19 protein-coding genes are annotated in these 15983 nt (G+C 61.8%); all 19 read right to left on the bottom strand.

Annotation, left to right across the window (positions count from 1 at the left end):
• Positions 1–275: 275 nt before the first annotated feature.
• The 19 genes from P7F60_RS25615 to P7F60_RS25705 all read right to left on the bottom strand — a co-directional run bounded on the left by P7F60_RS25615 (position 276) and on the right by P7F60_RS25705 (position 15983).
• Complete coding sequence (locus tag P7F60_RS25615) at positions 276–1244, bottom strand: calcium/sodium antiporter (protein ID WP_277920543.1); 969 nt, start codon at positions 1242–1244, stop codon at positions 276–278.
• A 70-nt stretch (positions 1245–1314) separates the two neighbouring features.
• Entirely contained in the window at positions 1315–1977 is a 663-nt protein-coding gene (locus tag P7F60_RS25620; RefSeq protein WP_277920544.1) for a nitroreductase family protein, read from the bottom strand.
• A gap of 31 nt (positions 1978–2008) precedes the next feature.
• Positions 2009–2404: a CBS domain-containing protein gene (locus tag P7F60_RS25625; protein WP_277920545.1), complete on the bottom strand. Its 396-nt coding sequence runs from the start codon at positions 2402–2404 to the stop codon at positions 2009–2011.
• On the bottom strand, positions 2401–2562 hold the full coding sequence (locus P7F60_RS25630; RefSeq protein ID WP_277920546.1) for a hypothetical protein: 162 nt from the start codon (positions 2560–2562) through the stop codon (positions 2401–2403). Before P7F60_RS25630 ends, P7F60_RS25625 begins: the two co-directional genes overlap by 4 nt.
• A gap of 3 nt (positions 2563–2565) precedes the next feature.
• Positions 2566–3564 (bottom strand): FAD:protein FMN transferase, encoded by a 999-nt coding sequence (locus tag P7F60_RS25635; RefSeq protein WP_277920547.1) that lies wholly within the window; start codon positions 3562–3564, stop codon positions 2566–2568.
• Positions 3545–4765, bottom strand: coding sequence for an NADH:ubiquinone reductase (Na(+)-transporting) subunit F (nqrF, locus tag P7F60_RS25640; protein ID WP_277920548.1), 1221 nt, complete (start codon positions 4763–4765; stop codon positions 3545–3547). Before nqrF ends, P7F60_RS25635 begins: the two co-directional genes overlap by 20 nt.
• On the bottom strand, positions 4762–5364 hold the full coding sequence (gene nqrE / locus P7F60_RS25645) for an NADH:ubiquinone reductase (Na(+)-transporting) subunit E (RefSeq protein WP_277920549.1): 603 nt from the start codon (positions 5362–5364) through the stop codon (positions 4762–4764). The genes nqrF and nqrE overlap by 4 nt, the downstream gene beginning before the upstream one ends.
• Positions 5361–6020, bottom strand: a complete 660-nt coding sequence (locus tag P7F60_RS25650) for an NADH:ubiquinone reductase (Na(+)-transporting) subunit D (protein WP_277920550.1) — start codon at positions 6018–6020, stop codon at positions 5361–5363. The genes nqrE and P7F60_RS25650 overlap by 4 nt, the downstream gene beginning before the upstream one ends.
• The gene (nqrC, locus tag P7F60_RS25655) at positions 6017–6835 is read right to left on the bottom strand and encodes an NADH:ubiquinone reductase (Na(+)-transporting) subunit C (protein WP_277920551.1); all 819 of its coding nucleotides are present in this window, start codon (positions 6833–6835) and stop codon (positions 6017–6019) included. The genes P7F60_RS25650 and nqrC overlap by 4 nt, the downstream gene beginning before the upstream one ends.
• A complete protein-coding gene (locus P7F60_RS25660) occupies positions 6828–7634 on the bottom strand; it encodes an RnfABCDGE type electron transport complex subunit D (RefSeq protein ID WP_142174811.1) in 807 nt (268 codons plus the stop codon). The genes nqrC and P7F60_RS25660 overlap by 8 nt, the downstream gene beginning before the upstream one ends.
• Positions 7631–7768, bottom strand: coding sequence for a hypothetical protein (locus P7F60_RS25665; RefSeq protein WP_277920552.1), 138 nt, complete (start codon positions 7766–7768; stop codon positions 7631–7633). The genes P7F60_RS25660 and P7F60_RS25665 overlap by 4 nt, the downstream gene beginning before the upstream one ends.
• 61 nt (positions 7769–7829) lie before the next feature.
• On the bottom strand, positions 7830–8879 hold the full coding sequence (locus P7F60_RS25670) for an NADH:ubiquinone reductase (Na(+)-transporting) subunit A (RefSeq protein WP_277920553.1): 1050 nt from the start codon (positions 8877–8879) through the stop codon (positions 7830–7832).
• A 70-nt stretch (positions 8880–8949) separates the two neighbouring features.
• Positions 8950–9480 carry a DUF1269 domain-containing protein gene (locus P7F60_RS25675; protein WP_277920554.1) on the bottom strand — a complete coding sequence of 177 codons (531 nt, stop codon included), beginning with the start codon at positions 9478–9480 and terminating at the stop codon, positions 8950–8952.
• Positions 9481–9546: 66 nt separating this feature from the next.
• Positions 9547–10395: a universal stress protein gene (locus P7F60_RS25680; RefSeq protein ID WP_277920555.1), complete on the bottom strand. Its 849-nt coding sequence runs from the start codon at positions 10393–10395 to the stop codon at positions 9547–9549.
• 353 nt (positions 10396–10748) lie between these two features.
• Positions 10749–11336 (bottom strand): HdeD family acid-resistance protein, encoded by a 588-nt coding sequence (locus P7F60_RS25685; RefSeq protein WP_277920556.1) that lies wholly within the window; start codon positions 11334–11336, stop codon positions 10749–10751.
• A 48-nt stretch (positions 11337–11384) separates the two neighbouring features.
• On the bottom strand, positions 11385–12503 hold the full coding sequence (locus P7F60_RS25690) for an alpha/beta fold hydrolase (protein ID WP_277920557.1): 1119 nt from the start codon (positions 12501–12503) through the stop codon (positions 11385–11387).
• Positions 12504–12621: 118 nt separating this feature from the next.
• Positions 12622–13395 (bottom strand): enoyl-ACP reductase FabI, encoded by a 774-nt coding sequence (gene fabI, locus P7F60_RS25695; protein ID WP_277920558.1) that lies wholly within the window; start codon positions 13393–13395, stop codon positions 12622–12624.
• Between the two features lie 3 nt (positions 13396–13398).
• A complete protein-coding gene (locus P7F60_RS25700; protein ID WP_277920559.1) occupies positions 13399–14574 on the bottom strand; it encodes an acetate/propionate family kinase in 1176 nt (391 codons plus the stop codon).
• A complete protein-coding gene (locus P7F60_RS25705; protein WP_277920560.1) occupies positions 14571–15983 on the bottom strand; it encodes a bifunctional enoyl-CoA hydratase/phosphate acetyltransferase in 1413 nt (470 codons plus the stop codon). Before P7F60_RS25705 ends, P7F60_RS25700 begins: the two co-directional genes overlap by 4 nt.

The raw sequence follows: 15983 nt of genomic DNA on the forward strand, positions 1-15983 counted from the left end.
TCGAAAACGCAAAAGGCCCGCACGAGGCGGGCCAATCAATTGATATTGTTTTGCAATTTTGGTTGCGGGGGCAGGATCTAATCTTTACTTGCTGCCCGAGCAAGTAAAGATGGTTGCGGGGACGGGCAGCCATCATAACTTGCTCTTCGAAACAGCTGCATAACCTACTCGTGGGTGACCTATTGCGCGCCGTATACGTCAATTTTCGAACGGAAGCGACAACCTTCGCGGAGCAAGTCGATGCGTCCGGTTTCGTCACCCTGCCTGCGCTAGAGTTAAGTCCGAGCGAGCATAAGGTAGGCGAAGTAGGCTATGTAGCAACCAACGAATGCCGCCCCTTCAGCCCGCGACAGAGTTTTGCCCGTCAGGAAAGCTGGAATGCAAAGCGCGGTTGCCGCAACCATCACAGGAATGTCGACGGTGATCAGTGTCCTTTCCACGGCGATCGCTTCGCTCGGAACCAGCATCGTCAGCCCGAGAATGACTGCGATATTATAGACACTGCTCCCCAGAAGATTGCCTACCGCGATCTCGCGCTCGTTTCTTACGGTCGAGACGATCGTCGTGATCAGTTCAGGGCTTGATGTACCAATTGCAACTATGGTCAGTCCGATAAGAGCTTCAGAAACCTCCAGCCTGCGAGCAAGATCGGAGGAACCCCACACGAGCCAGTCTGCGCCTATTATAATGACCGCGATCCCGCCAACCATGACGGCGGCGTTGAACCATCCGCCCCCCAGAGCATCAGGCATCCGGCGAGGCAGGACCGGCAGTTCCTTTTCGGGCGGCGAGGTTCTCAGGCGCGCGCTTCGAACGACCAGGACGGTAAAGCCGATACCGCCAAGCACGAACACAAGGCCCTCGGTTCTCGACAAATAACCGTCGGCTGCAAACACCCAGAACACAAGTGCGGCGGCTATCATTGCGGGGAGTTCAAGCCGAACGGAGACCCGTTCCAAAATCACGGGCCGGGCGATGGCACATATTCCAAGGATGAACAGCAGGTTGAAGGTGTTGGTGCCGGCGATATTCCCGACGACCAACCCTTCTTCTCCCGTCAACGCGGCATCGATGCCCACCGCCAGCTCCGGCGTGCTTGTTCCGATCGCAACAAATGTGAGCCCGATGACGAGCGGCGATATGCCCAGCTGGCGCGCAAGCGTCGACCCGCCGCGCACCAGTATTTCCGCTCCGCCGACCAGGGCGAGCAGGCCAAGCGCGCACCAGAGAATGGCGGCCGTCACGGCTTCCGTCTCTGCGGAAGCACCGGATACGCGGCACGGCCTGTATGCCGATTTGTAACCACCCTCCAGATCAGCCGATCTCGCCCAGGGGCTGGATATAAGTCACCGAAAGATGGTCCGGAAACTTCAGCGCTGTTTTGATGGCTTCCCGGTCCACGGTACCGAGGAGGCATGTGCCGAGCCCTTCGGCAGCGCAGAACAGATAGACGTTCTGGGCCATGACGGCCGAGTTGACGCGTGCGGCGATGACCAGTTCCTCGGGTGCGGACGTGGCCAGGTCGCCGGCGGCGGTTGCAAGTTTCTCGGCATCGGAAACATAGATCAGCACCACGGGCGCCCGACGTACGAAAGCCGTAGGGCTGACATCGGCGCGAATATCGGTATCGGCCACTTTGTTGAGAGCGTTTGCCACGGGGTCGTAGAGACTGACGCCATCTTCCAGCGCGACGTAGATATCGACGTTCTTTGCACCGTGCCAGGCGGGTGCTGTGCGTCCATCACCGTCCGCGCGGTTGACACCATTGGCCGCCCACAGTGCTTCGAGCACCTTTTCGCGCGCAACGTCACCACGCCCGAAGCGCTTGGTAGAGCGGCGCTGTTTCAGGGCTTCCTGCACGGAAACGGTTGCGGCGCCAGCGGAGGCTGCCTGTGCATTGGCTGTCCCGACGATACCTGCGGACGCTGCCGCACTGGTTCCTGCGAGAAACAATCTTCTGGAGAGCTGTCGTGTCACGATATCGGTCCTTTTCTTTTCCGGGGCTTTGTTATGTCCACTGCCGTGAAAGGGCGTTGAGGACGTCGGTACGACTGATCTGGCCGACAAGTCGGCCATGGCGGGTGACGGGGAACCGCCGGTACGAGCTTGCGACAAAGCGCTCACACGCTTCGACGATGTCGATACCCGCATCAAGCGTTTCGAGTTCGGTGCTCATATAGTCGCTGACACTGCCACCCCATTGTTTGTAGTAGGAGGCGTTGAGTGCGGCTTTCAGGCAATCGCGCTTGGACAGAACGCCGACGAGATCGCCAGCGCCGTCGATGACGCAGGCGCCCGACACGCCGCTTTGCATGAGCACGGACACGGCCCGCACGATCTCCATGTCCGGCGTCAGCGTGGTCAGGTCCGTGCGCATATGATCGGCGACCGTGTCGAGTTTCATGTCCCGCTTCCTTCCGATCGTTCGCAAGCATGGCATTTGCCGCCGCAGGCCGCGCCGCCGCACGATCCCTTGAGCGGTGCGCGGCCGGCAAAAAGCCCGGCGGCCAGCGCGAGCATGGCAAACCCGGTCAGAAGAACAGCGGCGAAAATGGTCTGCATGGCTCATGCCCTTCCCTGGTCGATGAACAACCTGTTGGCTCTGGCCTTAAGGCCTCCGGCCTCGCGCAGCAGATAAAGCACGGGCAGACGGTTGGCGGAGGCGAATGCAAGGCCGCCCTCGGGACCCATGACCAGAAGGGCGGTCGCAAACGCGTCGGCCTCCAGCGCTGTCGGGGCCAGAACGGAAACCGAGGCGACGCTGTTGCGAACCGGCTCTCCGGTTGCGGGATCGATCGTATGACTGTAGCGGCGGCCCGCGATCTCATAGGCATTGATCGCATCGCCCGAGGTCGCCATCGCCACGCCTGTCAGGGGAAGCGTCGTGTGGAGACCGGTGCGAAGCGGATCCGCAATGCCGACGCGCCATGGACGACCGTCAGGGCGTGTACCGAAACCATAGACTTCGCCGCCCACCTCGATCAGGAAGCTCGGCAGCCCTTGAGCTCTCAGGTGTCCTGCAAGCCGGTCGACGGCATAGCCCTTGGCTATGCCGCACAGATCGAGCGAAAACTCCGGCTCCGCTTTGGAGAGTCCTTCAGCACTGACCGCAAAAGCGGCGTGGCGACCGGATCGCCCGGCAGCGATCGGCCCGAAACCGTAACGATGGACAGCGGGTCCGACGCCCGGATCGAACGCACCGCCGGTCAATCGCGCGATCTCGAGCGCCTTGGCGGCAACCGTCCGAAGCTGACCGGAGACTGCGAGCGGTGTGATCTCCGACCGGCTGTTGAAACGCGAAAGCTCCGAACCCGCACGAAACGGGCTCATCGAATGATCAATCTCGGCCAGTAAATGCCGGAGATCCGCGCCAATCGCGCGAGCATCGGCATCGGGCGGAACGGTGACCTGCCATCGGGTGCCGAAAGCGCGCCCGGAGATGCGCATGAGATCATCGGTGCCGGCTCGGGCCAATGACGGCAAGGACATCAGTCCGGCCAGGCCTCCCAGTCCAAACACGATCTCGCGTCTTGTCGTCATGCTCCTAGATCCCGAAATCGTCATTGAAGATGCTTTCGCTCTCAACACCGCATTCATCGAGCATCGCGTAGACGGCCTCGATCATGAGCGGCGGGCCGCACAGATAGTATTCGCAGTCCTCCGGTGCCGCGTGATCCTTGAGATAGGCGCGGAAGACGACATCGTGGACAAAGCCTAACTCACCGTCCCAGGCGTCGTTTCTGGCTGGTTCGGAGAGGGCGGGCACCCAGCGGAAGTTCTCATGACGCCGGGCGAGCTCGTCGAATTCGTCGGCGTAGAACAGTTCGCCACGGCTTCGCGCGCCATACCAGAAGCTGATCTTGCGGCGGCTTCCCTGACGCTCGAGCATGTCCGTTATGATGGCGCGCAAGGGCGCCATGCCGACGCCGCCGCCGATGAACACCATCTCGCGCCCGGTATCCTGCGCCCCGAAGTGACCATACGGGCCTGCCACTTCAACCGCGTCGCCCTCGCGCAGACCGAATAGCCATGACGAGACGATGCCGGGAGGCGCATGCGGTTTGGCTGGCGGTGGCGTGGCCAGACGGATGTTGAGCACGATCATGCCGACATCCCCGGGCCGGCTGGCAACCGAATAGGCGCGAGAGACGGGCTGAGGGCTTTGCGACGAGAGCTTGTCGATTCCGAGTTTTTTCCATTCGGCGGCATGCTGCGGTTCAACCGCGATGCCGGAAAAGTCGAGACGATAGGCCGGTGCGGTGACCTGCACGAAATTGCCCGCACGAAAGTCGAATTCCGCGCCCTCCGGCAAGGCGAGCACGATTTCCTTGATCAAAGGCGTGACACTGCGCGACGATGCCACGCGGCAGTTCATCGTGGTGATGCCGAGCACCTCGTCCGGGACGGTGACGGCGAGGTCGTTTCGCACCACGATCTGGCAGGCGAGCCGCATTCCAGCCCGAACGTCGGCAGGAGAAAGCCGGGCGCGTTCCGTCGGCAACGGCTCTCCCGTACCCGTGACGCCGCTGACGCGGCACAGGCCGCACGTTCCCGCGCCGGCGCAGCCCGAGGGCACGGCGATGCCGTTGGAATTCAAAATATCCAGAAGCTTGAAATTCGCCAAAGCGCCAATCTCACGCCCGCCGTTGACAGTGACTGCCACGGGTCGCGACGGCAGCAGATACTCCCGAACCTTATGGACAACGGCTGCCAACGCGACGAGCAGCAAGGAAATGAAGCCGATGCCGAGCAGGATCTCCGTCATAGCACGCGCACTCCCACAAAGGCGGAGAACGCCATGGACAGGAGACCGGTGACGATGAAAGCAATGCCGAGGCCCTGCAATCCTTCGGGGACATTGGCATAGCGCAGCCTCTCGCGGACCGCCGCGAGGGTGACGATGGCCAGCGCCCAGCCGATCCCGGTGCCGATCCCATAAACCGTGCTTTCAGCGAGATCATATTGCCGCTCTACCATGAAAAGACTGCCGCCGATGATGGCGCAGTTGATGGCGAGCAGCGGCAGGTAGATGCCAAGCGCGCCGTGGAGGGCGGGCACGTAACGATCGAGCAGCATCTCGATGATCTGCACCATCGCCGCGACGATACCGATGAAGGTGATCAGCCGCATGAAACCGAGATCGACATCCGGCAGACCTACCCACGCAAGCGCTCCGGCGCTCAGGATATGGGCGTGCAGCAGGTAGTTCACCGGCACGCTGAGCGATTGCACGACGATCAGCGCCACACCCACGCCGAAGGCCGTTTCCACGCGCTTGGAGACGGCAAGGAAGGTGCACATGCCGAGGAAGAAGGACAGCGCGAGGTTTTCCTCGAAAATGGAGCGCTGGAACAGTTCGATCATGTTTCGGCCGTCCTTTGCTGCTCGCGCAACTCGAATTCGGGCGCTTCCCTCTGGGCCGGGCGCAGGCTGCGAACAGCCCAGACCAGAAGGCCGAGGATGATGAATGCGCTCGGCGCGAGCAGCATCAGGCGGAGTGGCTGGTACCAACCGCCGTCGGCCACGAGCGGCAGCAGGCCGACGCTGAACAGGCTTCCCACGCCGAACAACTCACGGATGGCGGCAACGGTCAGCAGGACGAGGCTGTATCCCAGGCCATTGCCGACGCCATCCACCATGCTGGGAACGACCGGATTGTGCAGCGCATAGGCTTCGGTGCGCCCGAGCACGATGCAGTTCGTGGCGATCAGCGAGACAAACACCGTCAGCCGCTGGCTCATCTCATAGGCAAAGGCCTGCAACATCTGGTCTGCGACGATGACCAGCGAGGCGATGATGGTGATCTGCAGGATGATGCGCACGGAGGACGGGATGTGTCGGCGGATGGCGCTGATGACGCCTGCCGAAAGGCCAAGCACGACGGTCAGGGCGATCGACATGGTCAGAGCGGTGGACATCGATGTCGTGACCGCCAGCGCCGAGCAGATGCCGAGGATATGGACCGTGACGGGGTTCTTGTCGACAAGCGGATCTGTCAGGTTGCGGAAAGGGATAGTCATTCGATTTCGCCTTTCTTCAGCCTGTCGAGGAACGGCCCGAAGCCGTTCTCGCCCATCCAGAATTCGAGCATGTCCGAAACCGCATAGCCCGTAACGCTGGCGCCGGAGATGCCGTCGACTTCGTTGGGGCCGCTGGCATTGCCGCGCACCACGGAAATGGCGAAATCGCCATCGTCGAAGATGCGCTTGCCTGCCCATTGCGCCTGCCAACCGTCCTCGGCGATGCGGGCGCCGAGGCCGGGCGTCTCACCCTGCTCATAGACCGTGAAGGCGGCAACGGTGTCGAGATCGGCTTCCAGCGCAAGATAGGCCCGGATGGTCGACTGGTAGCCGGCGCCGCGGACGGGAAGCACGACGAGCGCCAGATCCTCGCCGCGGCGCAGAAGATAGACAAGCGCGTGGTTTTCGCGGCGGCCGAGGCCAGCAAGGTCGTCAGCGCGCGGCAGGGCCGAGCTTCGCTCCGCGTCCGCCGCCGCCGCTCGCTGATCGAAACTTCCCGGATCGATATCGGCGGCGACCGTTCCGCTTGCGAGGTCGATGACGAGCGTTTCGACGCCGCTGGCGCCGGATTCCTTCAATATCTCCCCGATGCCTGGAAGGGTTTCCAGCATCTGCACCATGCGGCCCTGTTGCTGGGCGGCGATATTGGCCTGCTGCATCGGCCGCAGGGCGACCGCTGCAATGGAGACGGTTAAGCCGCAGCCAATGGCGACCAGAAGCGACATGCCGATCGTCTTGACGCCATCGGTGTTGGGCCGGTTCAGAAAGCGGCGCCACATGCCCGGGCGGGGGCTGGGAGGACGAGTGTCAGCCATATCGCCTTGCCCTCCGCATTACATGGATCGCCACGACCACGTAATCGATCAATGGTGCGAAAATGCTGCTCATCAGGATCGCGAAGATCGCGGCTCCGAAGGCCGATCCGGCCTGCGAGAACAGGCCGATGAGCACGCCGGTCAGAATGCCTTGTGCAAAACGGCCCGGATTTGTCGTGCAGGAGCATACAGGATCTGCCGCCAGAAAGAGGATCGCACAGCCGATCGCACCCGAAAGCAGGTTGGCCGAAGGATCGCTTCCCTGCCCCCAAACCATCAGTGCCATCGCGCCGTAGGCAGCAAGCAGCAACCGCCATGACGCCTGGCCGCTGAGGAGCAGGAGAACCAAAGCAGGAAGCAATATCGCCAGAGGAATGTCCGGTCCGGCTCGATAGTCGACCTCGGTGAAAGAGAACATCAGGAAGGCAAGAGCGGCGATGGCAGGATGCACGAAATTGCGCCCGCGCCCACCGAACACCTGTTCGGCGATCACCACGCCGAAGCTCACGCCCAAAGCCAGTTGCCAGAGCGGCGCATCGGCCGGGACAAGAAGGGCGATCAGCGTGGCGGCGACAATTCCGTCAAGTCCCGGCCTGAGACCCCGGACACGTGTGAAGACATGCTGCCACGCAAGGGTCAGGCTGACAGAGATCAGCAGCCGCGCTGCGAACTGTTCCGTATCTGCGACAAGCGCGGACACGACCGGGACGATCACGCCGAGCAGCGCGGGCGTGGCGCTGTCGGACAACGGGGTGCGGCCGACGCGGCCCGCCTGCAGGTCATGGAAGAAGGCGATCATATCGCTTCCTCCAACTCATCTAGCGTCGCACGCAACAGGGCGCCATAATCCGTGCCCGAGCCGTCGACATGGCTCAGGAGCGCCAGATCCTCTTCCACGAGTTCCAGCGCACCAAGTTTCGCGGCGGTTTCCACATCGCCCGTGCTGATGGCGCGCAGGAACGGCGCGGGCAGGATTCCGCAAGGCGCGGCCCGTTCATGAACGGCATTGGGAATGAGCGGCGCCGGAAATTGCTCGTTGAATGAAGGTCAGGTAGCGCATGATGAAGGAGCGCCGGAGCGGATGTCTGTGTGGAATGGCGGTGGCCTGCACGTCATAACGCCGCAGGAAATGCTCGACCGTTCCGCCGAGCGGAGAGCCCGAAAGCAACTGAACCGAGGGACTGGTGAGCGAGGCGCCGAAAAGATCTTTCAGATTCGCGCCTGCGGGAGCGACAACGAGGCGCGGACTGCACGTCCCCGGTCCGGTCAGCGCAACGACGCGCCGTGTCCATATCCGGCCCGTATCGAACAGGCATCCCAGCGCGATTACGTCCTGATAGCCGATGTGCCAGACCATCCTGTTTGCACCTACAGGATTAAGATGATGGATGTGAGTTCCAACCAGACCTGCCGGATGCCTGCCTGCGAAACAGACAGCCTTGACGCCTTCGGGAACGGCCGGGGAGGCATCGGCCCCGTGACAGACGTAAACGGGGCCATCGGTCAGGTGACGCAACGCCTCCGCGCCGAGACGAAACCATGATTCGAAGCGTCTTATGACGGGGGCCGGATCGCCTGCGAGCGGCGCGGTATCGGTGGCTGTTACGAAAATCGCATCCGGAGCCTGCCGGGGGTCGGCGAGCCGGCCGAATGGCCGGGTGCGAAATGCCTGCCAGCAACCGCTTTGGAGCAGGAGCGACTGCATGGTCACGCGATCAGGCCGCGAGGGCCTGTCGAATTCGACGGCGGCTTCGCCCTCGACGTCGATAATAATGGAATCGAGGCTTCTGCGCGCGCCGCGCGAGATTGCACGGATCGTTCCCGCAACAGGTGCTGTAAACGTCAGATGAGGGCGGTGACGATCCGTAAACAGCCGCTCGCCGGCTCGCACGGCTTGTCCCAGCGCGACATCGATAACCGGACGCAGGCGCGGGTAATCTTCTCCCATAAGCGCAACCGAGCGCGCCACGACCGCATCGTCAATCGTGTCTACCGGCTTGCCTTCCCATCGAAGATCGACCCCGCCCCTGATATGTACCCGCAAAAATACCCCTCCCACGTAAGCGACGCTCGACGTTTCCCTTCCCGATCGGACATCAACCGGGCGTGGCCATCTAGGCGGCGCCTGACCCCGTTGCGTTTTCGGACAAGGCGATCCTCAGCTTCTCTTCCTGCTCTGGCGAAAGGGATGTCTTGAGAACCCGGCCGCGAAGGCCTTCGAACTCCGCCAGCACCTTTTCCGGCTGCACCTTGCGGACAAGGACGAACAGCGCAGACGAATTGCTTGGAATGGTCTCGCCCAGAGACTTGATGAACGTGTCGTCGATGCCATAGTCAGCGAGGGAGCCGGACAAGGCGCCGACACCGGCGCCCGTCAGGCCGCCGATGGCGATACCGGCAAGCGGATTGAGGAAAAGCAAGCCCACAAGGCCGCCCCAAAGCGTTCCCGAGAGAAGGCCCGATGTGGCGCCGAGAGCCGCCAGGTTAAGGCTCTGCTTGAGATGGACCTTGCCTTCGCCGTCACGAACGACGACGACGGCATCCTCCAGATCGACCAGATATTCTTTTCTGAGAGCAGCGAGCTTGAGAAGCACCTTATCGGCTTCATCGACCGTATCGAAACCGACGACTACCAGATCGGACATGTTTTTTCTCCTGTGTTGTAATCTCTACGACCTGCGATCTCACCCGCGCTGCGGGATGATCGCGTCTTATCGCGAAAGAAAGATCGGGATTTTCGGATTGGCCAGAATGGTGCGTGTTGCGCTGCCGAAAACGAACTCGGTGATCCGGGACTGCCCGTAGGCGCCCATGACCACCAGGTCGGCGCCGAGCTCTTCTGCGCGCGACAGGATCAGATCGCCGGCATCGCCGCCTTCCAGCCGGTCAAGCGTCACCCTGATCCCGTGCCGCGCGAGATGGAGAGAGATATCGCTTCCGGGGTCCTCCCCCAGAAGCCGCGCGACCTTGGGCTCGGGAACGACGACGACATGGACGGTGCGAGCGGTGGCCAGGAACGCCATCGAATCCGCAATGGCGCGCGCCGCTTCCCGGCTGGCATTCCATCCGACCACGACGGTCTCGGGCACGGCGCGGTCGCTTTGCCAGGATGTGGGCAAAAGGATCGAAGGGCGACCGGAGGCAAAGATGATATCCTCCGAGACGGTGAGAGCCGTCTCGGCGCGGTCCGGGTCATGCCCCGTTCCGACGATTGCCAAGGCGGCATGGCGGGCGTGCAGCATGAGCGCCTCGCCCGTTTCACCGGAACATATCCGAAGCTCGCAATTCACGCCGGTAGCGGTCGCGACATCCGAAAGGAGCCCCCGCAGCTGCTCTTCGGCGTCATGCCGGCGCGCTTCGAAGGAGGTTATCATGCTGTTGATCGCCGCCCCTCGGGCGAAGCCATGGGACGGAGTGGCGATCAAATCTTCCGGCACGAAAGCGACAACGACATGCGCATCCCATGCGCGTGCAAGTGAAACAGCATAATCAATATAGACCCGACAAACAGAAACATCGGCTGTATCGATATAAACGACAATATCTTTTGGCGTCTTCATTCCACCCCTCGTCACCAAACATCAGCTTTACCCTAATGAACATACTCCTTGAGTCAACAGCTGATGATTGAGAGGACTAAAATCCTTTTCCTTATGCCTCCGGATTGCGTCAGGGAGGCCCGGCGGGCAGAGTTCAGCCCCGCCGTGTGCGGGTACGGTGGCCTGCTGGGTCGTTCTGAGGCGCGATTTCATTCGGGGCTGTGTTTTCCCCTTCCGGCACGGATCTGGCCTCGTCTGTCGTTTTCACGGCCCGCCATGGAAAGACAGCTTCATGCTCCTGTAGCCGGCGTTTCTTTCGGACCTCCACGGTGAACGGTCTTGTTTGCTTCATTGTCGTTTCCAGCCTCGGGTTCTTATTCGTGATTGCGGTCGATACTGACGGACCGTCGCAGCGCGAGCGCCAATGCGCTCAGGGCACAGCCGGTCACCATGACGTCGATCGCCAGCAGTGCGCCAATGATCCACAAACTGTTGACCGGCCAGCCCACAAGGATGACCAGTGCAACAAGCACCGTTGCGGCGCCAGCCGCCGCGAGCCACAGCCAACCGGAAGCCGGGCGGATCGCCAGACCGGCGGCAGTCCTGACAATGCCTGCGACGAGCATGCTGAGAGCCATCAGCAGTGTCAGGAAAGTGGATGCCAGGACCGGGTTCCAGAATGTCATCACACCGGCCGCGACATAAAGCACACCGACAACGAGCAAACCGACAGTTTGGCCCCATCGCTTCATCTGAAATGCGAAGACGATATGCGCCGCACCCGCCAGTAGCATCGTGACACCGACAAAGAGGACGGAAACGACCGTGGCCAGCAACAGGTTGAAGAGGGCGACAAGAGCTATCAGCACGAGCACCATGCCTGCGCCCAGCAGCCATCGCCATCGCGATCGCAACAGTTGCAGGTCGGTGGCGTCGAGGCTTGCGGTGTAATTGAATATCATAAGTATTCTCCTGCAATAGTTGCGTGAAGAAAGCTGCTTCGCGTCGTGTCAGTTTCCGCCGACGATCTTGCCGGCAAGTACAAATGGGCTGGAAAGGACCGCGCCAGCCGAATTGAATACAAACGCTCCGGCTTGCCTAAGATTTCGAGGGTCGCTTGTTCCATCCCGGCCCGAAAGCTTCGGATAGTAGGCGGCGAGACCGACGAAACGATTGTGGCGGAAGCTGTCTGAGGCCTCGATATCCGATATATCGATCACCTGCACGTTCGCCTTGCGCGTCGCCTCCTCGATTTTCGGATCCGTCACGTCGATCCTGCCCAGGCGCTGACGTTCTGTGGACAGAAATTCCGAGACCTTGAGCGCTCTGTCATCCTTGGAGACAAGGATTGTCATCGGCGGGTTCAGTGGGCCGATCGTCGCAAGCTGTGCCTGGAACACGTCGACATCGATATCGGGCGCCGCCAGCACGACCTGGAGTCGATGGATCGCCGCATCCTTGCCGGTAAGCCGAAGTTGGCGCACGGCTTCCGTCGTCAGCCATGCCCCCATGCTGTGGCCGACGAGCGTGATGGGACCCTGGGTCTGTTTGCGCGCCAGGGTGCCGAGCAAATCCGCCAACTGGTCTCGCGAGAACGTCACCGCGTCCTTGTCGGCGACGTAGCCGCTCAGAGCGCCTTCGGACGGCCACGCAAACAGGATCGGAGCGGCATCGACGCCGGCGTCAGCTGTCATCTGGGCTATGCGATAGACGGCCTCTGTGAAATTGGTGTTGTAGCCATGCACGAACACGCCGACACTCGGCGGTTTGCCGTTGCGTTTACTCGTGACTTCCGCCTCGAATGTCGCCGCGTCGAGAATGTGCTGGTCGACGGTGACAAAATCCGTCTTCGGGTTCGGCTTCGATTTCGGCCATTCGACATTGCCCGTCTTGTGACCCGGCGGGATGGAAACCCTGTAGCGGATATAGCTGACCTCGCGGCTACGACCCGACGTGTAGATACCGTTCTCATCACGCTTGCGCGTGGTAGCCACATAAACCGTCGTGAGCTTGGCCCCCGAAACGGCTTCGGCCGTTTGGGCGAGCAGTTCCGGGCCGGGGCGGCCGGCACAGGCTGCAAGCAGGCCTGTGAGAAGAAGTAGCGTAAGGCGTAGACTGATTTTACGCATTGACTGAACCGATTTCCTACTTATGCATTCGAAGCATCGCGCTCTCGATATGACAGAGTTCACCCTGTCGCCGCGCGAGCAGCGACCTCGACTTAGTTTGCATCAGCCCGCCTTCTGGCTAGGCCGTGATGTGGAAACCGTTATCGGCGTATACCACCGACCCCGACAGAGGCGTTGCCGCCTCGCTTGCCAGAAATGCGGCGATACGCCCAACCTCAGCGATGCTCACGAGGCGTCGCGATGGTGTTCGCTCACGCACCGTATCGATGAGCTCATCGAAACGTTCGATTCCGGAAGCTGTCCTGGTAGCGATCGGCCCGGTGGACAGGCAATGGACGCGGATGTCCCGCGCTGCGAGATCCGCGGCCAGGTAGCGTACGCTTGCTTCCAGGGCCGCCTTCACCGGTCCCATCAGATTGTAGTTGTCGACGACGCGCTCAGCCCCGAAAAAGCTGACGGTTATCAAGGATCCGCCTTCCTTCATCAGCGGGGCGGCGAGCCGCGCCATGCGGATAAAGGAATGGCACGATGTATCCCTGGCCTGCGCGAAACCTTCAGCGGAGCAGTTGACGATGCTCGTCTGCAAGTCCTGTCGTGGCGCGAAGGCGATCGAATGAAGCAAGAAATCGAGGCGGCCCCATTCATTTGCTATGGTGTCGAACACCGCCTCGAGCTGCCCATCAATGCGAACGTCACAGGGCATGAACAGTGATGCGCCCAGTTCATCGGAAACCGGGCGCACGAACGGGACAGCCTTGTCGTTGAGATAGGTGACCGCCAGATCGGCGCCGGCAGCCTTGAACGCGGTTGCACAGCCGGCTGCGATGGAGGAATCGTTGGCGATGCCGACGACGAGGCCACGTCTTCCGAATAAATCAACGATCGAAGCCATCGCTCAGCCTCCCGAGATTCTCAAGGCGTCAGTGGCGATCACCTGCTCCTCATCGGTCGGGATGACAAGGACGGTAAGACGACTGGCAGGACTGCTGATGACGGGACCGCTCCCGGCATTCGCTCCAGGATCGAGATCAATGCCGAGCCACATCAGCCGGGTGCAGATATCAGCCCTGATCGTCGGCTGATTCTCGCCGATCCCGGCGGTGAATACGAGAGTATCGAGACCGCCCAGCGTCGAGGCAAGCCGGGCAATCTCACCGGCGACCCTGAAGGTGAACAGCTCGATTGCTTCCTTGGCTTGCTGCTCATCACTCTCCAGAAGCACGCGGCTGTCGGCGCTGATGCCGGAAACGCCCATGAGACCGGACCGGTGATAAAGGAGATCCTCGATTTCGCCAGGATCTCGCCCGGCCTTTAAGAGGTGTATGACCACGCCGGCGTCGAGCGCCCCGCAGCGCGTCGCCATCGGTACGCCGTCCAGCGTTGAGAAACCCATGCTGGTGTCGCGGCTGACGCAGTTGTGCATCGCGCAAAGACTGGCGCCGGAACCGAGATGGGCGACGATGACCTTGCCCGCCGCCTGCTCCGGCCATTTGCTGATAAGCTGGTTGGCAATCGATCGATAAGAAAGGCCGTGGAAGCCATAGCGTTTGATACCCTCTTCGTAGAGCTGCCGCGGCAGGGCGAAGCGGCGGACGACGTCGGCATGCGAGCGGTGGAAAGCCGTGTCGAAGGAGGCGGTCTGCCTGATTTCTGGCCGAAGGCGCGCGATCGCCCGGACAAGGCGCAGCGCCTGGGGCTGATGAAGCGGCGCAAGCGGTATCAGCGCTTCCATCTGCGACATCGCCTGATCGTTGATGAGCACCGGTCCGTCAAACAGGTCACCGCCGTGCACAACGCGGTGGCCGATAGCGGCGATGCCGGATAAATCATAGTGCCAGGACAGCCGGTCGAACGCTTCGCGCAAGACCTCGTCCAGTTCTTCCTCCGCTTTGGCTTCCAGCTCAACATCGAAGCGATCCGGGCCTTCGGAAAGCTCGAAGCGCAACGGGGCCTTGCGGAAATCGATCATTCCCTTGCCGATTCGCGTGAGGCCACCGCCTTCAACGGCGAACAGGCCGATCTTGACCGTGGAGGAGCCGGCATTGAAGGTGACAAGCAGTTGCTGGCTCATGAGATGGCCCCCGTTCCGGGTACCTGATTGCGGGCGACGAGCAGTCTTGCGAGCGTTGCCGAGGCGATGCGCGCCGAAAGCGGATCGGAGCGGCTGGTCAGCACGATCGGCACGCGCGCGCCGAGCACGATGCCGGCCGCGGTCGCCCCCGCGAAATAAATCAGTTGCTTGGCGAGCATGTTGCCAGCCTCAAGGTCCGGCACGAGCAGGATGTCGGCCTCGCCCGCGACGGGAGAGACAATGCCCTTCGTCTTCGCCGCATCGAGATCGATGGCATTGTCGAAGGCAAGCGGGCCATCGACACGTCCACCGATGATCTGGCCACGCGCCGCCATGACGGTCAGCGCCGCGGCGTCAAGGGTGGATGGCATCTTCGCGTTGACGGTCTCGACTGCTGCGAGCACCGCCACGCGCGGCTCTTTGACGCCAAGAGCTAGAAGAAGGTCGATAGCGTTCTGGCAGATGTCGCGTTTCTGGTCGAGCGTCGGCTGGATGTTGATCGCAGCGTCGGTGACGATCAGCGGCTTGCCATAGGCCGGGACGTCGAAGGCGAAGACGTGGCTGACGCGCCGCTCCGTTCTGAGACCGGACCCGGTGGCGAGGACGGCGCCCAGAAGCTCGTCGGTATGCAGGCTGCCCTTGACCAGAACCGAAACCGTACCGCCGACCGCGAGTTCCACGGCGCGCGCGGCTGCCGCATGGCTGTGCGCAACGTCCTCGATCGCCATGTCGCCCATATCGATCCCTGAGGCTTCGGCGGCTGCGCGAATCTTCGCCTCCGGCCCGACCAGCAGCGGGTCGAACAGGCCCTGTTGGCGGACCTCGACCGCAGCCAGGATTGCTCCGGCGGAGCACGGGTGTACAATGGCGGCCCGAACCGGGGGGAGACTACGAGCTTCGGCAACAAAAGCCTCATATCGGCTTGCTCGCCCTGTATCCTGCAATGCGACGGAGGAGGGTGTTGCGGTCCATTCGACCGACTTGTCGGGCGCGATCACCATGGCCTTACCGGTCAGGACAAGTTCCGCTTTCTGATTTGCGCAGATCGTCTCCAGTGCAACAGTGCGATTGTCCGGGTTTTTCTGCACCACCCGCACGGTTGCCGTGATCGTGTCGCCGGCGGCGACCGGCTTCACGAAACGGAAATCCTGTCCCAGATAGATCGTCCCTGGCCCCGGAAGCCTTGTGCCGATCACCAGAGAGACCAGCGCGCCTGTCCAAAGCCCGTTGGCAACGATATCGTTGAAGAACGTCGTTGCCTCCGCTGCCCCGTCACCAACTGCCGGCCTTTTGCCGAGCATCGCTGCCAGCAGATCGATGTCGGTATCACCTGCCACCCGTGTGAGGCTTGCGGTATCGCCGACCTGTAAATCGGCGAAGGTATGATTTGTCAGTAATTTTTCCGCCAT

This window comes from Rhizobium sp. YJ-22 (assembly GCF_029601685.1).
Classification (GTDB): Bacteria; Pseudomonadota; Alphaproteobacteria; order Rhizobiales; family Rhizobiaceae; genus Metarhizobium.

Excerpts from the sequence above, each read along its gene's own strand:
- P7F60_RS25675 (WP_277920554.1), bottom strand. The coding sequence starts at position 9,480 with ATGTCCGATCTGGTAGTCGTCGGTTTCGATACGGTCGATGAAGCCGAT.
- nqrC (WP_277920551.1), bottom strand. The coding sequence starts at position 6,835 with ATGGCTGACACTCGTCCTCCCAGCCCCCGCCCGGGCATGTGGCGCCGC.
- P7F60_RS25690 (WP_277920557.1), bottom strand. The coding sequence starts at position 12,503 with ATGCGTAAAATCAGTCTACGCCTTACGCTACTTCTTCTCACAGGCCTG.
- P7F60_RS25635 (WP_277920547.1), bottom strand. The coding sequence starts at position 3,564 with ATGACGATTTCGGGATCTAGGAGCATGACGACAAGACGCGAGATCGTG.
- P7F60_RS25680 (WP_277920555.1), bottom strand. The coding sequence starts at position 10,395 with ATGAAGACGCCAAAAGATATTGTCGTTTATATCGATACAGCCGATGTT.
- P7F60_RS25685 (WP_277920556.1), bottom strand. The coding sequence starts at position 11,336 with ATGATATTCAATTACACCGCAAGCCTCGACGCCACCGACCTGCAACTG.
- nqrE (WP_277920549.1), bottom strand. The coding sequence starts at position 5,364 with ATGATCGAACTGTTCCAGCGCTCCATTTTCGAGGAAAACCTCGCGCTG.
- P7F60_RS25630 (WP_277920546.1), bottom strand. The coding sequence starts at position 2,562 with ATGCAGACCATTTTCGCCGCTGTTCTTCTGACCGGGTTTGCCATGCTC.
- P7F60_RS25705 (WP_277920560.1), bottom strand. The coding sequence starts at position 15,983 with ATGGCGGAAAAATTACTGACAAATCATACCTTCGCCGATTTACAGGTC.
- nqrF (WP_277920548.1), bottom strand. The coding sequence starts at position 4,765 with ATGACGGAGATCCTGCTCGGCATCGGCTTCATTTCCTTGCTGCTCGTC.
- P7F60_RS25625 (WP_277920545.1), bottom strand. The coding sequence starts at position 2,404 with ATGAAACTCGACACGGTCGCCGATCATATGCGCACGGACCTGACCACG.
- P7F60_RS25660 (WP_142174811.1), bottom strand. The coding sequence starts at position 7,634 with ATGATCGCCTTCTTCCATGACCTGCAGGCGGGCCGCGTCGGCCGCACC.
- P7F60_RS25700 (WP_277920559.1), bottom strand. The coding sequence starts at position 14,574 with ATGAGCCAGCAACTGCTTGTCACCTTCAATGCCGGCTCCTCCACGGTC.
- P7F60_RS25650 (WP_277920550.1), bottom strand. The coding sequence starts at position 6,020 with ATGACTATCCCTTTCCGCAACCTGACAGATCCGCTTGTCGACAAGAAC.
- fabI (WP_277920558.1), bottom strand. The coding sequence starts at position 13,395 with ATGGCTTCGATCGTTGATTTATTCGGAAGACGTGGCCTCGTCGTCGGC.